Raw genomic sequence first — 15,380 nt, forward strand, 5'->3', positions numbered from 1 at the left:
CCCCGCCTTCGCGGGGATGACGAGGCTGGGTGCACTCCTCTCGCTCGCGGCGCGCGCCAGCAGCGGAATCAGCTAACCCCGCTTCGGCTCGAACTCGATATGCAGCGCCTTCAGGCTGCGCAGCAGGAAGTGCGGGTGAACCGAAAAGTCGTTCGCCCCATCAGCGAAGTGCATGTCCTCGAACCGGTCGACCACTGCCTGAAAGCCCCACGCCAGCTCCCGCCGGGCCAGCGGCGCGCCCAGGCAGTGGTGCGTGCCTGAGCCGAAGCCCATGTGCGCCCCCGCCTTGGGCCGATCCAGATCGAGCTTCTCCGGGCATTCGAACACGCGCTCGTCGCGGTTCGCTGCGGCAAAGCGCACGTTGATAAGCGCCCCCTTGGGGATCACCGTGCCTTCCAGCTCGGTATCCTTCGCGCAGAAGCGCATCAGGCTCTGCACTGGCGATTCCAGCCGCACCACTTCTTCCACGAACGTCTTCATATAGCGCTCGGGATCGGACTTCAGCTTGTGCCAGACGTCCTTGTTCTCGATCAGCAGCTTCATCCCCGCCGCGAGCGCATTGGTCGTCGTCTCGCTCCCGCCAACGAAGGTATCGGCCATCATCTCGGCATGGAGTTCGTTGTCATTGAGCGGGCGGCCCCAGCCCTCGATCACGGTGTTGACCAGCACGCTGATCAGCGAGTCATCGGGATTGGCGCGCAGCCTCTCGAAGATCGGCTGGAAATAGTGCTGCGCCTCGATCTCGCGGTCGACCATCTCGATCTCGTCTTCCTCGGGCAGCATCATCGAGATGCGTTTGAAGAAGGCGTCGGTCCAGCGCTTGATCTTCCACATGTCTTCGCGCTTCGCGCCCATCTGCTCGCCGATGATGTAGAGCGGCAGCGGCACGCAGAACTGGCTAACCCATTCGCAGCGCCCGTCGGCCACGAAGCCATCGATCAGTTCATAGGCCAGCGTTTCCACCAGCGGATCGATTTCCTTGATCCGGCTCGGCTTGAACGCCTCGTTGAACATCGCGCGCATCTGCTTGTGGTTCGGATCGTCTCGCCCGCTGAGCGTCGGCTCGGGCAGCCAGCCGCGCTCCTTGAACCGCTCGACCACTTTCTTCTGCCGCTCGACATTGGCCGAGAGCGTCTGCAGCCCGATCGCCTTGGGGCTGCTTGGAAAGGTCTCTGAATCGAGCAGCACCCGCCGCACGTCTTCGTAGCGCGTCACGACATACATGTTGGTGCCCGGCTGCCGGTAGGCCGGGGCCTGATCCCTGAGCGTGCGATAGGCATCATAAGGGCACTGCTGTACCGCCGGATCAAACAGGTTGACGCCCAGTTCTTCGGAACCGTCGCTCATCGCACGACCACCCGTTCCTCGCCCCAGGGCGCAACCACGCCCTCCTGCCGGAACGCATCGGGCAGTTCCTCCACCATGTGCAGCGTCGCCGCGAGCCGCCCGAAGCCGACGAAGAACGCGCAGGTCATGCCGAGTTCGACGATCTCGGACTCGCTGAAATGTTCGCGAAGGGAGGCATACATCGCCTCGTCGATGCGCAGGTGGTCAGTCGCCATCGCCTCGCCAAAGCGAATCGCGGCCTTCTCGGCGGGCGTGAGGTTCTCGGCTTCCTGCGGACGCTCCAGCGAGCACACGAGGTCTTCGGTCACCCCGTCCTCCAGCGCATCGGTATAGCGGATCGCCATGCAGCTGCGGCACTGGTTGAAGAAGGCGACACGCAGCCGCACGAGCTCCACCAGCTTTTCCGGCAATTGCCGATGCACCTTCAGCGCTCCGGCAAACTGCATCATGCCCAGCACCTGATCGGGGCAATGGGCGAGGAAGCGGATCATGCCCTGTTCGATCTCGGTGCGGTCTTCCGGCTTCAGCGCAGCGCGCAGGCGCGGATCCCAATCCTCGGGGGCAATCTTGGCGACGCGGGTCATAGTGCAGTCCCTTCCGTCCAGTGCTGCCAGAAATGCTCTTGGCAAAAGTGAGCATGGCAAGCGCTGCATTGGTCATGCACCATCCCCCCAACAACAACTGGCGATTTGAATAGAGCCAGGGGAGAGAGGCCATGCGCCACGTCAATCACGAGTTGAGCCCGATGGCGTGTCCGCACGCGCTGGCGGATGTCGATCTGTTCGGCCCAGGTGCTGCCGAACACTGGTACGAGGCCTATACCATCCTCCACGCCGAGGCCCCGGTGCTGCGCCTGCCCGGCGAAGGGCTGGCGCCGGACCGCGACGCCTTCATCCTTTCGAAATACGAGGACATCGCCCGCGTCGTGCGCGATTGGGAGCGCTATCCGCCCACGCTTTCGCTGCTGCTCGAAGCACGTAAGGCCGATCCCGCCTCGGTCCGCGCCATGCCCGATATCGATGCCATGGTGAAATCGATCGCCTCGCTGCGCCCCAATCCCGAACTCTGGCGGGCACACCGCCAGCAATTGACCGATCCGTGGGTCGGCCCCGGCGCCAAGCGGCACGAGGCGATGATCACCGGCCATGTCGATAACCTCATCGACAAGTGGATCGCGGGCGAGCAGTTCGATTTCGTCGCCGATTTCGCACGGCCCCTGCCCCAGCGCACCATGGCCGATGTGCTCGGCTTCCCATTGGAGGATGTGAAGGACCTCGAAATCTGGGGCAACGCGCAGGTCATGTCCTATGTCCACGGCTGCGGGCACAACAACGTGCTCACGCCGGAGCAGAGCGCCGAGAAGTTCCGCCTGCTCGCGGGCTTTTCCGATTATGTCGGGACTCACGTCCGCCGCCGCCGCGCCAATCCGGGCGAGGACATGATCAGCTATCTCACCCAGGTCCACTACGAAGCGCTGGACCGCAAGCTCACCGACGACGAGATCGACGGCATCGTTTACGCCATGGTCATCGGCGGGCTGGAAACGACACAGTACGCGCTCGTGGAGCAAGCCCAGCTGCTGATAGAGCGCCCCGGCCTCTTCGCGCAGCTCAAGGCAGACCGAGCGCTTATCCGGCCCTTCACCGAGGAAGGCATGCGCCTGCGCTCCCCCACGCAGGGCTTATCGACCCGAGTGACCTCGCAGGACGAAGTGTTCCAGGGCGTCCAGGTGCCCGCCGGATCGACGCTCCACCTCCGCTGGGGCGCCGCCAATATCGATCCGGATGAGTTCGACGACCCGCTCGACCTCAAGCTCGACCGCGCCGCCGTCACCCGCCACCTCGCCTTCTCGGCAGGCCCGCGGGTCTGCCCCGGCACCGGCCTCTCGCGGCTCGAACAGACCATCGCGTGGAACCGCCTGTGCGACCGGCTGGCCAGCCTCGATTACGCGCCCGGCAACACCTTCCTCCACCAGCCGGGCATCATGCTCGGCACGCTTGCGCTTAACTGCACTTTCCAAAGGGAGCCTGTCCAATGACCACCCTTCTCGCGCATATCCGCATCAAGCCCGGCACCGAAGCGCAGTGGGAGGAGATCATGGCCGACATGATCCACCAGACCTGGAGCACTGAAACCGGCGTGAAACGCTACGAATACTGGAAGGGCGAGGCGGCGAACCTCTACTATTGCCTGCTCTCGTTCGACAACAAGGAGGCGTTCTACCGCCACCAGATGTCGCCGCACCACGAAGGTCACGATTTCGCCGCCGTGCTCGAAGATATCCGGCTCGAATATGTCGATCCGGTCAAGGGCTCGGGCGGCGGCCTTCCGCCCACGGTCGATGCGCCGCTGGCCGCCGATGCCGATGCCGATCTCAAGACCGCGCAAGAGCGCTTCCCCCTCACCATCCCGGCATGGTGGACCGGCCGCGCATGAGCGCTGCAACCTCGCTGGGCGAACTCCTCGCCAAGGATGCCATCGCCGATGTTCTTGCCCGCTATTCGCGCACGCTCGATTGGCTGGACGATGCGGGGCAGGCGAGTTGCTACTGGCCGGAAGCCCCCATCGACTACGGCTTCTTCAAGGGCAGCGCGGCCGATTTCGTCCCCGTCGTCATGGCCATCGAACGCCAGAGCGCGCGCCGCTGGCATTTCCTGAACGCCCCCGCGATCCGCTTCATCGGTGAGAGCCTCGCCGAGGTGGAAACCTATGGCCTCACCGCCGGCGCGCACCTCAGCGAATCCGGGACCTATGCTGGCACACTCTATGGCGGGCGCTATCTCGATGCCTTCGAGAAGCGCGGCACCGAATGGCGCATATCCCGCCGCGACTACGTGCTCGATTGGTCGCACCCGATCCCCGATCAGCCAGTGTTCGATCCGAACGCGGCCTTCCCGCTGCCGATCCTGGAAATCTTGGGGAGCGGGCATCCGCAGTACCGGACGATCTAGCTTTCTCGCTGATCCCCAAGAGCCGTTCGTGTCGAGCGAAGTCGAGACACCAGGCACAGCGCCAACTCCCTCGCCATCCCCGCCTCTCCTTCGTCATCCCCGCGAAGGCGGGGATCCAGGGCAGCCACAGCGCTACTTCGCCCTGGATCCCCGCCTTCGCGGGGATGACGGAGGTTGGTGCAGCACGCCAACGCATCCCACTTGATCCGCATCAATGTCTGCCCACCGTCCGGCGCGCATAGAACCTCCACACCCAACCCAAGTGGAGGACCTGACCCATGTTCAAAAGCAATATCGGCGATGCCGACCAGGTGATCCGCCTCGCGCTTGCCGCGATGATCATCGTTCTCGGCCTGCTCCTCGGCCACCCGCTGATCGCACTCGTGGCCATCGTCCCCATCGTCACTGCCTTCGCGGGTGTCTGCCCGCTCTATAGCGTCCTCGGCCTGCACACCTGATCGCCTCCTACTTGCTCCGGGCGCTGGCAGACGGCATAGCGCCCGGACCATGCACGATATCCGCCTGATCCGCGAGAACCCCGCCGGGTTCGACACCGCCCTCGCCCGCCGCGGCGTCGCCCCTCAATCGGCGGCGATCCTCGCGCTCGATACCGCGCGGCGTGATGTCGCGACGCGGATGCAGGAAGCGCAGGCCCGCCGCAACGAGGCCTCCAAGGCCATCGGCGCCGCCATGGGCAAGGGCGACAAGGACGCCGCGGAAGCGCTCAAGGCCGAAGTCGCCGAACTGAAAACCGCGCTCCCCGCGCTGGAAGAAGACGAGCGCCGCCTCACCGCCGAGCTCAACGCCGCGCTCGCCGCGCATCCCAACCTGCCCGCCGCCGATGTCCCCGAAGGCGAGGACGAAGCGGGCAACGTCGAAGTCAGCCGCTGGGGCACCCCGCGCGCATTCGATTTCCAGCCCATCGAACACGCCGATCTCGGCCCCCCGCTCGGTCTCGATTTCGAGACTGGCGCCCTCATCGCCGGCGCCCGCTTCACCTTCCTGCGCGGCCCCATGGCGCGCCTCCAACGCGCGCTGGGGCAGTTCATGCTTGATCGCCAGACCGGCGAGAACGGCTATACCGAGTGCGCGCCCCCGCTCATGGTGAAGGACGAAGCCGCCTTCGGGACCGGCCAGCTGCCCAAGTTCGCTGAAGACCTGTTCAAGACGACCGATGGCCGCTGGCTGATCCCCACCGCCGAAGTCAGCCTGACCAATTCGGTGCTCGGCCAGATCCTGCCCGACGCCGCGCTCCCCCTGCGCATGACCGCGCTCACCCCCTGCTTCCGCTCCGAAGCGGGCGCGGCGGGGCGTGATACGCGCGGGTTCATCCGCCAGCACCAGTTCGAGAAGGTCGAGCTCGTCTCGATCACCCGCCCCGAGGATTCGGACGCCGAGCATGAGCGCATGACCGAGGCTGCGGAATCGATCCTCCAGGCGCTCGGCCTCCCCTACCGCAAGATGCTGCTGTGCTCCGGCGACATGGGCTTCACCGCGCGCAAGACTTACGATCTCGAAGTCTGGCTCCCCGGCCAGGGGGCGTTCCGCGAGATTTCCTCCTGCTCCAACTGCGGCGATTTCCAGGCGCGGCGCATGAATGCGCGCTACCGGCCCGAAGGCGCAAAAGGCACCGAGTTCGTCCACACGCTCAACGGCTCGGGCCTCGCGGTGGGCCGCACGCTCGTTGCGGTGCTGGAAAACTACCAGCAGGGTGATGGCACGGTCGAAGTGCCGGAAGTCCTGAAGCCCTACATGGGCGGCCTCTCCCGCCTCGTCCCGCTCGGCTGATGCGGGGGTTCCGGCTGGCCGCAGCGGCGCTGCTCCTGCCCACATGGCTTGCCGCGCACGCGCAGCCGGAAGACCTGCTGCCGCCAAAGCACCGCGCCGCGCCAATCGCCCAGCTCCCCGCCAAGCGCGAGGCCGGTGCGCCCCGCCTGATCTGGCCCACTTCCGGCGCGATCACGGCTCGCTTTGGCGCCCCGGTGAAGGGCCTGCCCAACAACGGCATCGATCTGGCCGCCTTCGCCGGGATGACCGTCCACGCGGCGGCCGCCGGCAAAGTGGTCTTCGCCGGCAAGGAGCCGGAGCGCTTCGGGCAGCTGATCGTGATCGACCACGGCGGCAGCTGGGTTACGGCCTATGCCTATCTCGGCAAGGTCCTCGTCAAGGAAGGCCAGACGATCAAGGCCCGCCAGATCATCGCGCGCATCGGCAAGAGCGGCGAGGCCAGGCGCCCCGGCCTGCACTTCGAACTGCGCAAGGGCACCAGCCCGCGCAACCCGGCGGCCTACCTCCCGATCAGGCTTTGAACAGGAAGAACACGAGGCCCATCAGCAGATAGCTGGCGATCCAGAACGCCCCGCCGCCGATGATTTTCCGCGCCGTAGCGCCCGCCCGCGCCTCACCGATGGCTAGCGCCGGAGCGACGAAGGCCAGCACCAGCCCGCCCGACATCATGAAGTAAAGCCACGGCTTCACCGCCAGAGTCGCCGCACCGACCCGCGCGAACATGTGCCCCATCATCGCCGCGGTCAGCCAGAGCAGCGCGCCTGCCAGCAGCACCTGCCCCGGCCGCCGCGCAGCCGGGCCCTGCACCGCCAGGCCGAACGCCAAGGCAGCCAGCCCCGCCGCCACCACCGCCAGCCAATTCACCGGACCCATCGCAATCTCCTCGCGGCCATCCCTTACCCCGCTCATGCTGAGCTTGTCGAAGCAACACAGCGCAGCCGCTGCGGCATACACCCTTCGACAAGCTCAGGGTGAGCGGGAATTGGGGAATGTGCGCGGACCCGTGACGCGCCGCCAATTATCGCGTAAGCGCCCCCGCCATGGCCACAACACCCATCATCCTGCCGGAAGCCCCCAAAGTCGGCATGGTCAGCCTCGGCTGCCCCAAGGCGCTCGTCGATAGCGAACGCATCCTCACCCGCCTGCGCGCCGATGGCTATGCCATGAGCGCGGACTACGCCGGGGCGGACGTGGTGCTCGTCAACACCTGCGGCTTCCTCGATTCCGCCAAGGAAGAAAGCCTCGCCGCGATCGGCGAAGCCATTGCCGAGAACGGCCGCGTGATCGTGACGGGGTGCATGGGCAACGAAGCCGAAGCGATCCGCGCGCGCTTCCCCAGCGTCCTCGCGGTGACGGGCGCGCACCAGTATGAAGCCGTGGTCGAAGCGGTCCACGAAGCCGCGCCGCCTTCGATCAGCCCTTACGTGGACCTCATCCCGCAGGCGGACCCCGGCGACGTGAAGCTCACCCCGCGCCACTACAGCTACCTCAAGATTTCCGAAGGCTGCAACCACGCCTGCTCGTTCTGCATCATCCCGAGCCTGCGCGGCAAACTCGCCAGCCGCCGCATCGATGCCGTGCTGCGCGAGGCCGAAAAGCTGGTGGCGGCGGGCACCCGCGAGCTGCTGGTGATCAGCCAGGATACCTCGGCCTACGGCGTCGATGTGCGGCACGAAACGCGCCAGTGGAAGGGCCGCGAAGTCCGCACCCACATGACCGACCTCGCCCGCGAACTCGGCCAGCTGAAGACGCCGGACGGGCACACGCCGTGGGTGAGGCTGCACTATGTGTATCCCTACCCCCACGTCGATGCCGTCATCCCGCTGATGGCCGAGGGGCTGCTCACCCCCTACCTCGACATCCCGTTCCAGCACGCCAGCCCCAGCGTCCTCAAACGCATGAAGCGCCCCGCCAACGAGGCGAAGGTGCTCGAACGCCTGAAGGCCTGGCGCGAAATTTGCCCGGACATCGCCGTCCGCTCCAGCTTCGTCGTCGGCTTTCCCGGCGAGACCGAGGCGGACTTCCAGTACCTGCTCGACTGGCTGGATGAAGCCCAACTCGACCGCGTCGGCGCGTTCCGCTTCGAACCCGTGGCGGGTGCCGCCGCCAACGACCTGCCCGATCCCGTGCCCGAAGCGATCAAGGAAGAACGCTACGCCCGGATCATGGCCAAGACCGAGGCGATCAGCGCCGCCAAACTCGCCGCCAAAGTGGGCCGCGCCGTCCGCGTGATCATCGACGAAGTGGGCGAACCCGACGAAGACGGCGATGTGGGCGCCACCGCCCGCAGCCAGGCCGACGCGCCCGAGATCGACGGTGCGGTCTACCTGCGCAACGTGCCCGCCGATCTGAAGGCCGGAGACTTCGCCGAAGTGCTGGTGGAGGACGCCGACGCGCACGACCTCTACGGGGTAATTTTGCCTACAAGTTGACACGGTTGACACAGTCCTGAGCGGAAACTCGGGGGGCCCCGGCAGACCCCGCCCCTCTGCGCTGGAAGGCGCGGGAATCTTTGGACAATCGAGATGTGGGCATGGCCATCCGAGGACCATGCCGCAGGTGCCCACCTGTAGGACAGCGGTTTATAAATAACAGACGCGTCTGTTATTTATGGCCTGTGTTCCTCTCCATTTTTTGCGCAGCACAAATGGGGAGGATTGGGTGGGGTGAATTGCGCTTCCCTCAGCCTTGGGAGGCTACGCTGACACGTGCAACGACCCCAAATCCTCGCGCCTTCGTCATTCCCGCGCGGGCGGGAATCCAGGGCGGCTCTCGCGGGGTGTGGGGCTCTGGATTCCCGCCTGCGCGGGAATGACGAGGGGTGGCGGGTATTACGGGAGTGGCGGGTGTTACGGGGGTGGCGGGTGTGACGAAGCGTGGGGGCATGACCAAGGTGCGGGGGAATGACGCAGGCGTGAGGGCACACGCGGGCACGATGACGGGATGCAAGGGCGATGGCCCTTGCCCGCCGGAGGCTCTTTTCCTCTAAGCAGTTACCCCTCCGTCAGCCGTTCCGGCTGCCACCTCCCCATTTGGGCTTTGCCAAAATGGGGAGGACCTGAAGGTCAGCGCGGGAGTTCGGTTACGCCCATCAGGGCTTCATCCACGGCGCGGGCGCATTGGCGGCCTTCGCGGATCGCCCAGACGACGAGGCTCTGGCCGCGGCGCATGTCTCCGCAGGCGAAGATGCGTTCGTGGCTGGTGTGGTAGTCGGCGGTGTTCGCCTTGACGTTGCCGCGCGCATCGAGTTCGACGCCGGCTTGTTCGAGCAGGCCCTGCTTGCGCGGGCCGGTGAAGCCCATGGCGAGGAAGATGAGATCGGCGGGGATGACGAAGGTGCTGTCCGGCACTTCCTCCATCTTGCCGTTCTTCCATTCGACGCGGACGCATTCGAGGCCGGAGACGTCGTTTTCGCCGAGCACGCGCTTGGTGAGGACGGCGAATTCGCGTTCGACGCCTTCTTCGTGGCTGGAGGAGGTGCGCAGCTTGAGCGGCCAGTTGGGCCAGGTCAGCGCCTTGTCTTCCTTTTCGGGCGGGCGCGGCATGATTTCGAGCTGGGTGACCGAGAGGGCGCCCTGGCGGTTGGAGGTGCCGACGCAGTCTGACCCGGTATCGCCGCCGCCGATGACGACGACGTGCTTGCCGGTGGCGAGGAGCGAGCCGCGCGGGGCGGCGCGGATTTCATCGTCTCCGGCGACGCGCTTGTTCTGCTGGGTGAGGAATTCCATGGCGTAGCGCACGCCGGGGAGTTCGAAGCCGGGGATACCGATAGGGCGCGGATCTTCGGCGCCGCCGGCGAGGACGACTTTGTCGAAGTTTTCCAGCAGGCTGGCGACCGAGACAGTGACACCGACTTCGACCGAGGTGCGGAACTCGACGCCTTCGGCCATCATCTGGACGAGGCGGCGGTTGATGAGGTGCTTTTCGAGCTTGAAATCGGGGATGCCGTAGCGAAGCAGGCCGCCGACGCGATCCGACTTTTCGAACACGGTGACCGAGTGGCCGGCGCGGGCAAGCTGCTGCGCGCAGGAGAGGCCGGCGGGGCCGGAGCCGACGACGGCGACGGTCTTGCCCGTCTTGTGCGAAGGCGCCTGCGGTTCGATCCAGCCTTCCTTCCAGCCCTTGTCGACGATCGAGCATTCGATCGACTTGATGGTGACGGGCTGATCGACGAGGTTGAGCGTGCAGGAGGCCTCACACGGGGCGGGGCAGATGCGGCCGGTGAATTCGGGGAAATTGTTGGTCGAGTGGAGATTGTCGAGCGCGGTGCGCCAGTCGTTCTCGTAGACGAGGTGGTTCCAGTCCGGGATCTGGTTGTTCACGGGGCAGCCGTTGTGACAATAGGGAATGCCGCAGTTCATGCAGCGCGCCGCCTGGCCCTTGAGCGTGCTGTCGTCATGCGGGATGACGAACTCGCGGTAGTGCTTCAGACGCTCCTGCGGCGCGTCATAGCTGCGATCCTTGCGATCGATTTCGAGGAAGCCGGTTGCCTTGCCCATGTTCTTGATACCTCAGGATTATTCTGCGGCTACGCTGGCGGCTGCGGCGCGCTCGGCTTCGAGCTGGCGCAGCGCGCGGGCGTAATCGCGCGGCATGACCTTGACGAAGTGCGGCAGCGCCTCCGCCCAGTTATCAAGCAGCGCGCGGGCGTGCTTGCTGCCGGTGTGGAGGTGGTGGCGCTCGACGAGAATGCGCAGGCGCTCCGCATCGTGGCGGAGCATATCGCCCATGCCGAAATCGGTGACGTCCAGCCCTCGCTGCTGGGGCCTGCCGGTGCCCTCATCCTCGTCCCGCTCGCCCGAGACGGGGAGGAGATCGACCATCGCGGCATTGCATAGCGCGGGGAAACGGCCTTCCGGATCATAGACATAGGCGATGCCGCCCGACATGCCCGCGGCGAAGTTGCGCCCCGTTTTGCCGAGGACGACGACCACGCCGCCGGTCATGTATTCGCAGCCGTGATCGCCGGTGCCTTCGACCACCGCAACGGCGCCCGAATTGCGCACCGCGAAGCGTTCGCCCGCGACGCCGTTGAAGTAGGCCTCGCCCGCGATGGCGCCATAGAGCACGGTGTTGCCGACGATGATGTTTTCCTCCGCCGCGCGGTCCACATGCGAAGGCGGGCGGACGATGACGCGGCCGCCGGAGAGGCCCTTGCCGACATAGTCGTTGGCGTCACCCGTAAGATCGAGCGTGACCCCGTGGGCGAGGAAGGCGCCGAACGACTGACCCGCTACGCCCGAGAGCGTGACGTGGATCGTGCCCGAAGGCAGGCCGCGGTGGCCATGGCGCTTGGCGACTTCGCCCGAGAGCATGGCGCCGACGGTGCGGTTGACGTTGCGCACCTTGTGTTCGATGCGCACCGCTTCGCCGCGTTCGAGCGCGGGCTCTGCAGCGGCGATGAGCACGTTGTCGAGCGCCGCATCGAGGCCGTGATCCTGCGTAGCGCTCCAGCCGAGCGTGGTGCCCGGTGCGGGCTGGACGCGGTGGAGGAGGCGCGAGAGATCGATGCCGCGCGCCTTCCAGTGCGTGATCGCGCTGCGGGTATCGAGGCAATCGACGCGGCCGACCATCTCGCCGATGGTGCGGAAGCCCAGCTCGGCCATGATCGCGCGCAGTTCTTCGGCGACGAAGAAGAAGTAGTTGATCACATGCTCGGGCTGGCCGGTGAAGCGCGCGCGCAGGACCGGATCCTGCGTGGCGACGCCGACCGGGCAGGTGTTGAGATGACACTTGCGCATCATGATGCAGCCCGCCGCGATGAGCGGGGCGGTGGCAAAGCCGAACTCATCCGCGCCGAGGAGCGCGGCAACCGCAACATCGCGCCCGGTGCGCAAGCCGCCGTCTGCCTGCACCGCGATGCGGCTGCGCAGGTTGTTGAGCAGCAGGGTCTGCTGGGTTTCGGCAAGGCCGATTTCCCAGGGCGAGCCCGCGTGGGTGAGCGAGGTCAGCGGCGAAGCGCCGGTGCCGCCTTCGTAGCCCGAGATCGTGACGTGGTCCGCGCGCGCCTTGGAAACGCCCGCAGCCACCGTGCCGACACCGACTTCGGAGACGAGCTTGACCGAAATGCGCGCCTTGCCGTTCACGTTCTTGAGATCGTGGATCAGCTGGGCGAGATCCTCGATCGAGTAGATATCGTGGTGCGGCGGCGGCGAGATCAGGCCGACGCCGGGCGTCGAGTGGCGGGTCTTGCCGATCACCTTGTCGACCTTGTCACCCGGCAGCTGGCCGCCTTCGCCGGGCTTGGCGCCCTGGGCCATCTTGATCTGGATGTCGTCGGCATTGACGAGGTATTCGGTGGTGACGCCGAAGCGGCCCGAGGCGACCTGCTTGATCGCCGAGCGCATGGAATCGCCGTTGGGCAGGGGCACGAAGCGATCGGGCTCCTCGCCGCCTTCGCCGGTGTTGGACTTGCCGCCGATGCGGTTCATGGCGACGGCGAGCGTGGTGTGCGCCTCGCGGCTGATCGAGCCGAACGACATGGCGCCGGTAGCGAAGCGCTTGACGATATCGCTTGCCGGTTCGACTTCATCCAGCGGCACGGGATCGTTCGCCGGCTTGAATTCGAGCAGGCCGCGAATGGTGAGCATGCGCGCCGACTGATCGTTGATCGACTGCGCGAACTCGCGGTACTTGTCCGGGATATTGCCGCGCACCGCGTGCTGCAGGCTGGCGACGTTCTCCGCCGTCCAGGCGTGTTCCTCACCGCGCAGGCGCAGCTGGTACATGCCGCCGACATCGAGCATCTTGCGGTAGAGCGGGCTGTCACCATAGGCGGCGGCGTGACGGCGGACCGTCTCCTCCGCGATTTCGGTGAGGCCGACGCCTTCGATCATGGTGGCGGTGCCGGTGAAGTACTTGTCGATGAAGGCCGACGAGAGGCCGACCGCATCGAAGATCTGCGCACCGCAATAGGACTGGTAGGTCGAGATGCCCATCTTGGACATGACCTTGAGAATGCCCTTGCCGACCGCCTTGATGTAGTTCTTCTCGACCTCATAGGCGGAGAGCGGCAGCTCGCGGTTGACGCGGATCGTTTCCAGCGTCTCGAACGCGAGGTAGGGGTTGATCGCCTCCGCGCCGTAGCCCGCGAGCACGCAGAAGTGGTGCACTTCGCGCGCTTCGCCGGTTTCCACGACAAGGCCGGTCTGCATGCGCAGGCCCTGGCGGACGAGGTGGTGGTGGACGGCGGCGGTAGCGAGCAGCGCGGGCATCGCGATGCGGTGCTCGTTCTGCGCGCGGTCGGACAGGATGAGGATGTTCTTGTCCGCGAGCACGGCCTCGGTCGCGGCCCAGCACATCTCCTTGATCGCCATTTCGAGGCCTGCGGCGCCGGTGCAGGCGTCCCAGGTCGTGTCGATCGTTTCGGTGCGGAAGGCGCCGTCGAGCGCGGCTTCGACCGAGCGGATCTTGGCGATATCGACGTTCGTCAAGATCGGCTGATCGACTTCGAGGCGCTTGTGCGTGCCGGCATCGTGGCCGAGCAGGTTGGGGCGCGGGCCGATCATCGAGACGAGGCTCATGACCAGTTCCTCGCGGATCGGATCGATCGGCGGGTTGGTGACCTGCGCGAAGTTCTGCTTGAAGTAATCGAACAGCAGACGCGAGCGGTTGGACAGGACCGCAATGGGGGTATCGGTGCCCATCGAGCCCAGCGGATCCTCGCCGGTGGTCGCCATCGGTTCGAGGAACCGGGCGATATCTTCCTGCGTGTAGCCGAAGGCCTGCTGGCGGTCCAACAGGCTGGCTCGCAAGGACGAAGTCGGCTCAGGCAGCGCAGCTTCCTCAGGCTCGACCACGGCGAGCTCCTTGAGCTTGTACTGCGCGGCTGCAAGCCACTCCTCATAAGGCTCTTCGCCCGCGAGCTGTGCCTTGATTTCCTCGTCCTCGATGATGCGGCCCTGCTCGAGGTCGATCAGCAGCATGCGGCCCGGCTGGAGCCGCCACTTGCGCACGATATCTTCCTCGCGGAACGGGAGTACGCCGCTTTCCGAGGCCATGCAGACGAGATCATCGCGCGTGATCGAGAAGCGCGCAGGCCGTAGCCCGTTGCGATCGAGCGTGGCGCCGATCTGGCGGCCATCGGTGAAGGCGACGGCGGCGGGGCCGTCCCACGGCTCCATCAGCGCGGCGTGGTATTCATAGAAAGCGCGGCGCTTGGCATCCATCAGCGGATTGCCGGCCCAGGCTTCCGGGATCAGCATCATCACTGCGTGAGCAAGGCTGTAGCCCCCTGCAAGCAGCAGCTCGAGCGCGTTGTCGAGGCTGGCGGTATCGGACTGGCCGTGCGGGATGAGCGGCCACATCTTGTCGAGATCGGGGCCGAGCAGCTCCGATTCCATGGTGCGGCGGCGCGCGTTCATCCAGTTGACGTTGCCGCGCACGGTGTTGATTTCGCCGTTGTGGGCGATGAACCGGTAGGGGTGCGCCAGCTTCCAGCTGGGGAACGTGTTGGTCGAAAAGCGCTGGTGAACGAGGCCGAGCGCCGAGACGCAGACCGGATCGCGCAGATCATCGTAGAACGAGCCGACCTGATCGGCGAGCAGCAGGCCCTTGTAGACCACGGTGCGCGACGAGAAGCTGGGCATATAGAGCTGCGTAACGCCGGGAAGCCCGTGCTTTTCGGCCATGGCCTTGAGCGGGTTCTGCGTCTGCTTGCGGATCGCGAGCAGCTTGCGCTCGAACGCATCCTGATCCGGGCAGTTATCGCCGCGGCGGATGAGGCACTGGCGGATCACCGGCATCTGCTCGATCACGGTCTTGCCAAGGCCATCGAGCGTGGTGGGCACATCGCGCCAGCCGATGAGGTGCTGGCCTTCCTTGGCGATGAACTTCTCGAACACCTCGATCACGAAATCGCGGGCGGGCTCGTCCTGCGGCAGGAAGCACATCGCAACGGCATAATCGCCGGGCGCGGGAAGGTCCTTGCCCTGGCCTTCTGCCCAGCGGCGCAGCAGCGCATCGGGGATCTGGATCAGGATGCCCGCGCCATCGCCGAGCAGCGGATCGGCGCCGACAGCGCCGCGATGATCGAGATTGCGCAGGATCTCCAGCGCTTGCTCGATAATTCCGTGGCTTTTGATGCCTTTGATATGCGCAACGAAGCCGACGCCACATGCATCGTGTTCGTTACGCGGATCGTAAAGGCCCTGAACCTGCGGAAAACCCATCACTTATATCGCCCTGCACTCGGTCAAATGACGTCGGTTGATACGCCCAGCGCGAATCACGCTGCCCCAAGGACAACGAAAGTTGCGCGGAATCCCCCCATGACTGCAGGAATGTTATTTTGCA

The 15,380-nt window shown here is 65.8% G+C and carries 12 protein-coding genes; 7 read left to right on the plus strand and 5 right to left on the minus strand.

From position 1 onward, the window contains the following. Window positions 1-72: 72 nt before the first annotated feature. Together ACO056_RS00100 and ACO056_RS00105 are read right to left on the minus strand one after the other, a co-directional pair. A complete protein-coding gene (locus ACO056_RS00100) occupies window positions 73-1,347 on the minus strand; it encodes a cytochrome P450 (protein ID WP_421850001.1) in 1,275 nt (424 codons plus the stop codon). Next, a complete protein-coding gene (locus ACO056_RS00105) occupies window positions 1,344-1,931 on the minus strand; it encodes a carboxymuconolactone decarboxylase family protein (RefSeq protein WP_421850004.1) in 588 nt (195 codons plus the stop codon). Before ACO056_RS00105 ends, ACO056_RS00100 begins: the two co-directional genes overlap by 4 nt. A gap of 131 nt (window positions 1,932-2,062) precedes the next feature. On the opposite strand from ACO056_RS00105, the gene ACO056_RS00110 reads away from it, so the two are divergent. The 6 genes from ACO056_RS00110 (at window position 2,063) to ACO056_RS00135 (ending at window position 6,607) form a co-directional block, all read left to right on the plus strand. Continuing rightward, complete coding sequence (locus ACO056_RS00110; RefSeq protein ID WP_421850007.1) at window positions 2,063-3,385, plus strand: cytochrome P450; 1,323 nt, start codon at window positions 2,063-2,065, stop codon at window positions 3,383-3,385. After that, window positions 3,382-3,783: a putative quinol monooxygenase gene (locus ACO056_RS00115; protein WP_421850010.1), complete on the plus strand. Its 402-nt coding sequence runs from the start codon at window positions 3,382-3,384 to the stop codon at window positions 3,781-3,783. The genes ACO056_RS00110 and ACO056_RS00115 overlap by 4 nt, the downstream gene beginning before the upstream one ends. After that, window positions 3,780-4,298: a nuclear transport factor 2 family protein gene (locus ACO056_RS00120; RefSeq protein WP_421850013.1), complete on the plus strand. Its 519-nt coding sequence runs from the start codon at window positions 3,780-3,782 to the stop codon at window positions 4,296-4,298. The genes ACO056_RS00115 and ACO056_RS00120 overlap by 4 nt, the downstream gene beginning before the upstream one ends. 278 nt (window positions 4,299-4,576) lie before the next feature. Then, the gene (locus ACO056_RS00125; RefSeq protein ID WP_421850017.1) at window positions 4,577-4,756 is read left to right on the plus strand and encodes a YgaP family membrane protein; all 180 of its coding nucleotides are present in this window, start codon (window positions 4,577-4,579) and stop codon (window positions 4,754-4,756) included. 49 nt (window positions 4,757-4,805) lie between these two features. Next, window positions 4,806-6,086 carry a serine--tRNA ligase gene (gene serS, locus ACO056_RS00130; protein WP_421850021.1) on the plus strand — a complete coding sequence of 427 codons (1,281 nt, stop codon included), beginning with the start codon at window positions 4,806-4,808 and terminating at the stop codon, window positions 6,084-6,086. After that, window positions 6,086-6,607 carry a murein hydrolase activator EnvC family protein gene (locus ACO056_RS00135; protein WP_421850024.1) on the plus strand — a complete coding sequence of 174 codons (522 nt, stop codon included), beginning with the start codon at window positions 6,086-6,088 and terminating at the stop codon, window positions 6,605-6,607. Before serS ends, ACO056_RS00135 begins: the two co-directional genes overlap by 1 nt. On the opposite strand, the gene ACO056_RS00140 is transcribed toward ACO056_RS00135, so the two are convergent. Then, the gene (locus tag ACO056_RS00140; RefSeq protein WP_421850027.1) at window positions 6,597-6,959 is read right to left on the minus strand and encodes a DUF1761 domain-containing protein; all 363 of its coding nucleotides are present in this window, start codon (window positions 6,957-6,959) and stop codon (window positions 6,597-6,599) included. The genes ACO056_RS00135 and ACO056_RS00140 overlap by 11 nt on opposite strands. Window positions 6,960-7,126: 167 nt before the next feature. Between ACO056_RS00140 and rimO the strand changes: the two genes are divergently transcribed. After that, window positions 7,127-8,518: a 30S ribosomal protein S12 methylthiotransferase RimO gene (rimO, locus tag ACO056_RS00145; RefSeq protein ID WP_421850030.1), complete on the plus strand. Its 1,392-nt coding sequence runs from the start codon at window positions 7,127-7,129 to the stop codon at window positions 8,516-8,518. 633 nt (window positions 8,519-9,151) lie between these two features. Here rimO and ACO056_RS00150 read toward each other — a convergent pair. Next, the gene (locus tag ACO056_RS00150; protein WP_421850033.1) at window positions 9,152-10,585 is read right to left on the minus strand and encodes a glutamate synthase subunit beta; all 1,434 of its coding nucleotides are present in this window, start codon (window positions 10,583-10,585) and stop codon (window positions 9,152-9,154) included. An 18-nt stretch (window positions 10,586-10,603) separates the two neighbouring features. Further along, window positions 10,604-15,256, minus strand: coding sequence for a glutamate synthase large subunit (gltB, locus tag ACO056_RS00155; RefSeq protein WP_421855593.1), 4,653 nt, complete (start codon window positions 15,254-15,256; stop codon window positions 10,604-10,606). Between the last annotated feature and the right edge of the window lie 124 nt (window positions 15,257-15,380).

It is taken from the genome of Novosphingobium sp., assembly GCF_965228995.1.
Classification (GTDB): domain Bacteria; phylum Pseudomonadota; class Alphaproteobacteria; order Sphingomonadales; family Sphingomonadaceae; genus Novosphingobium.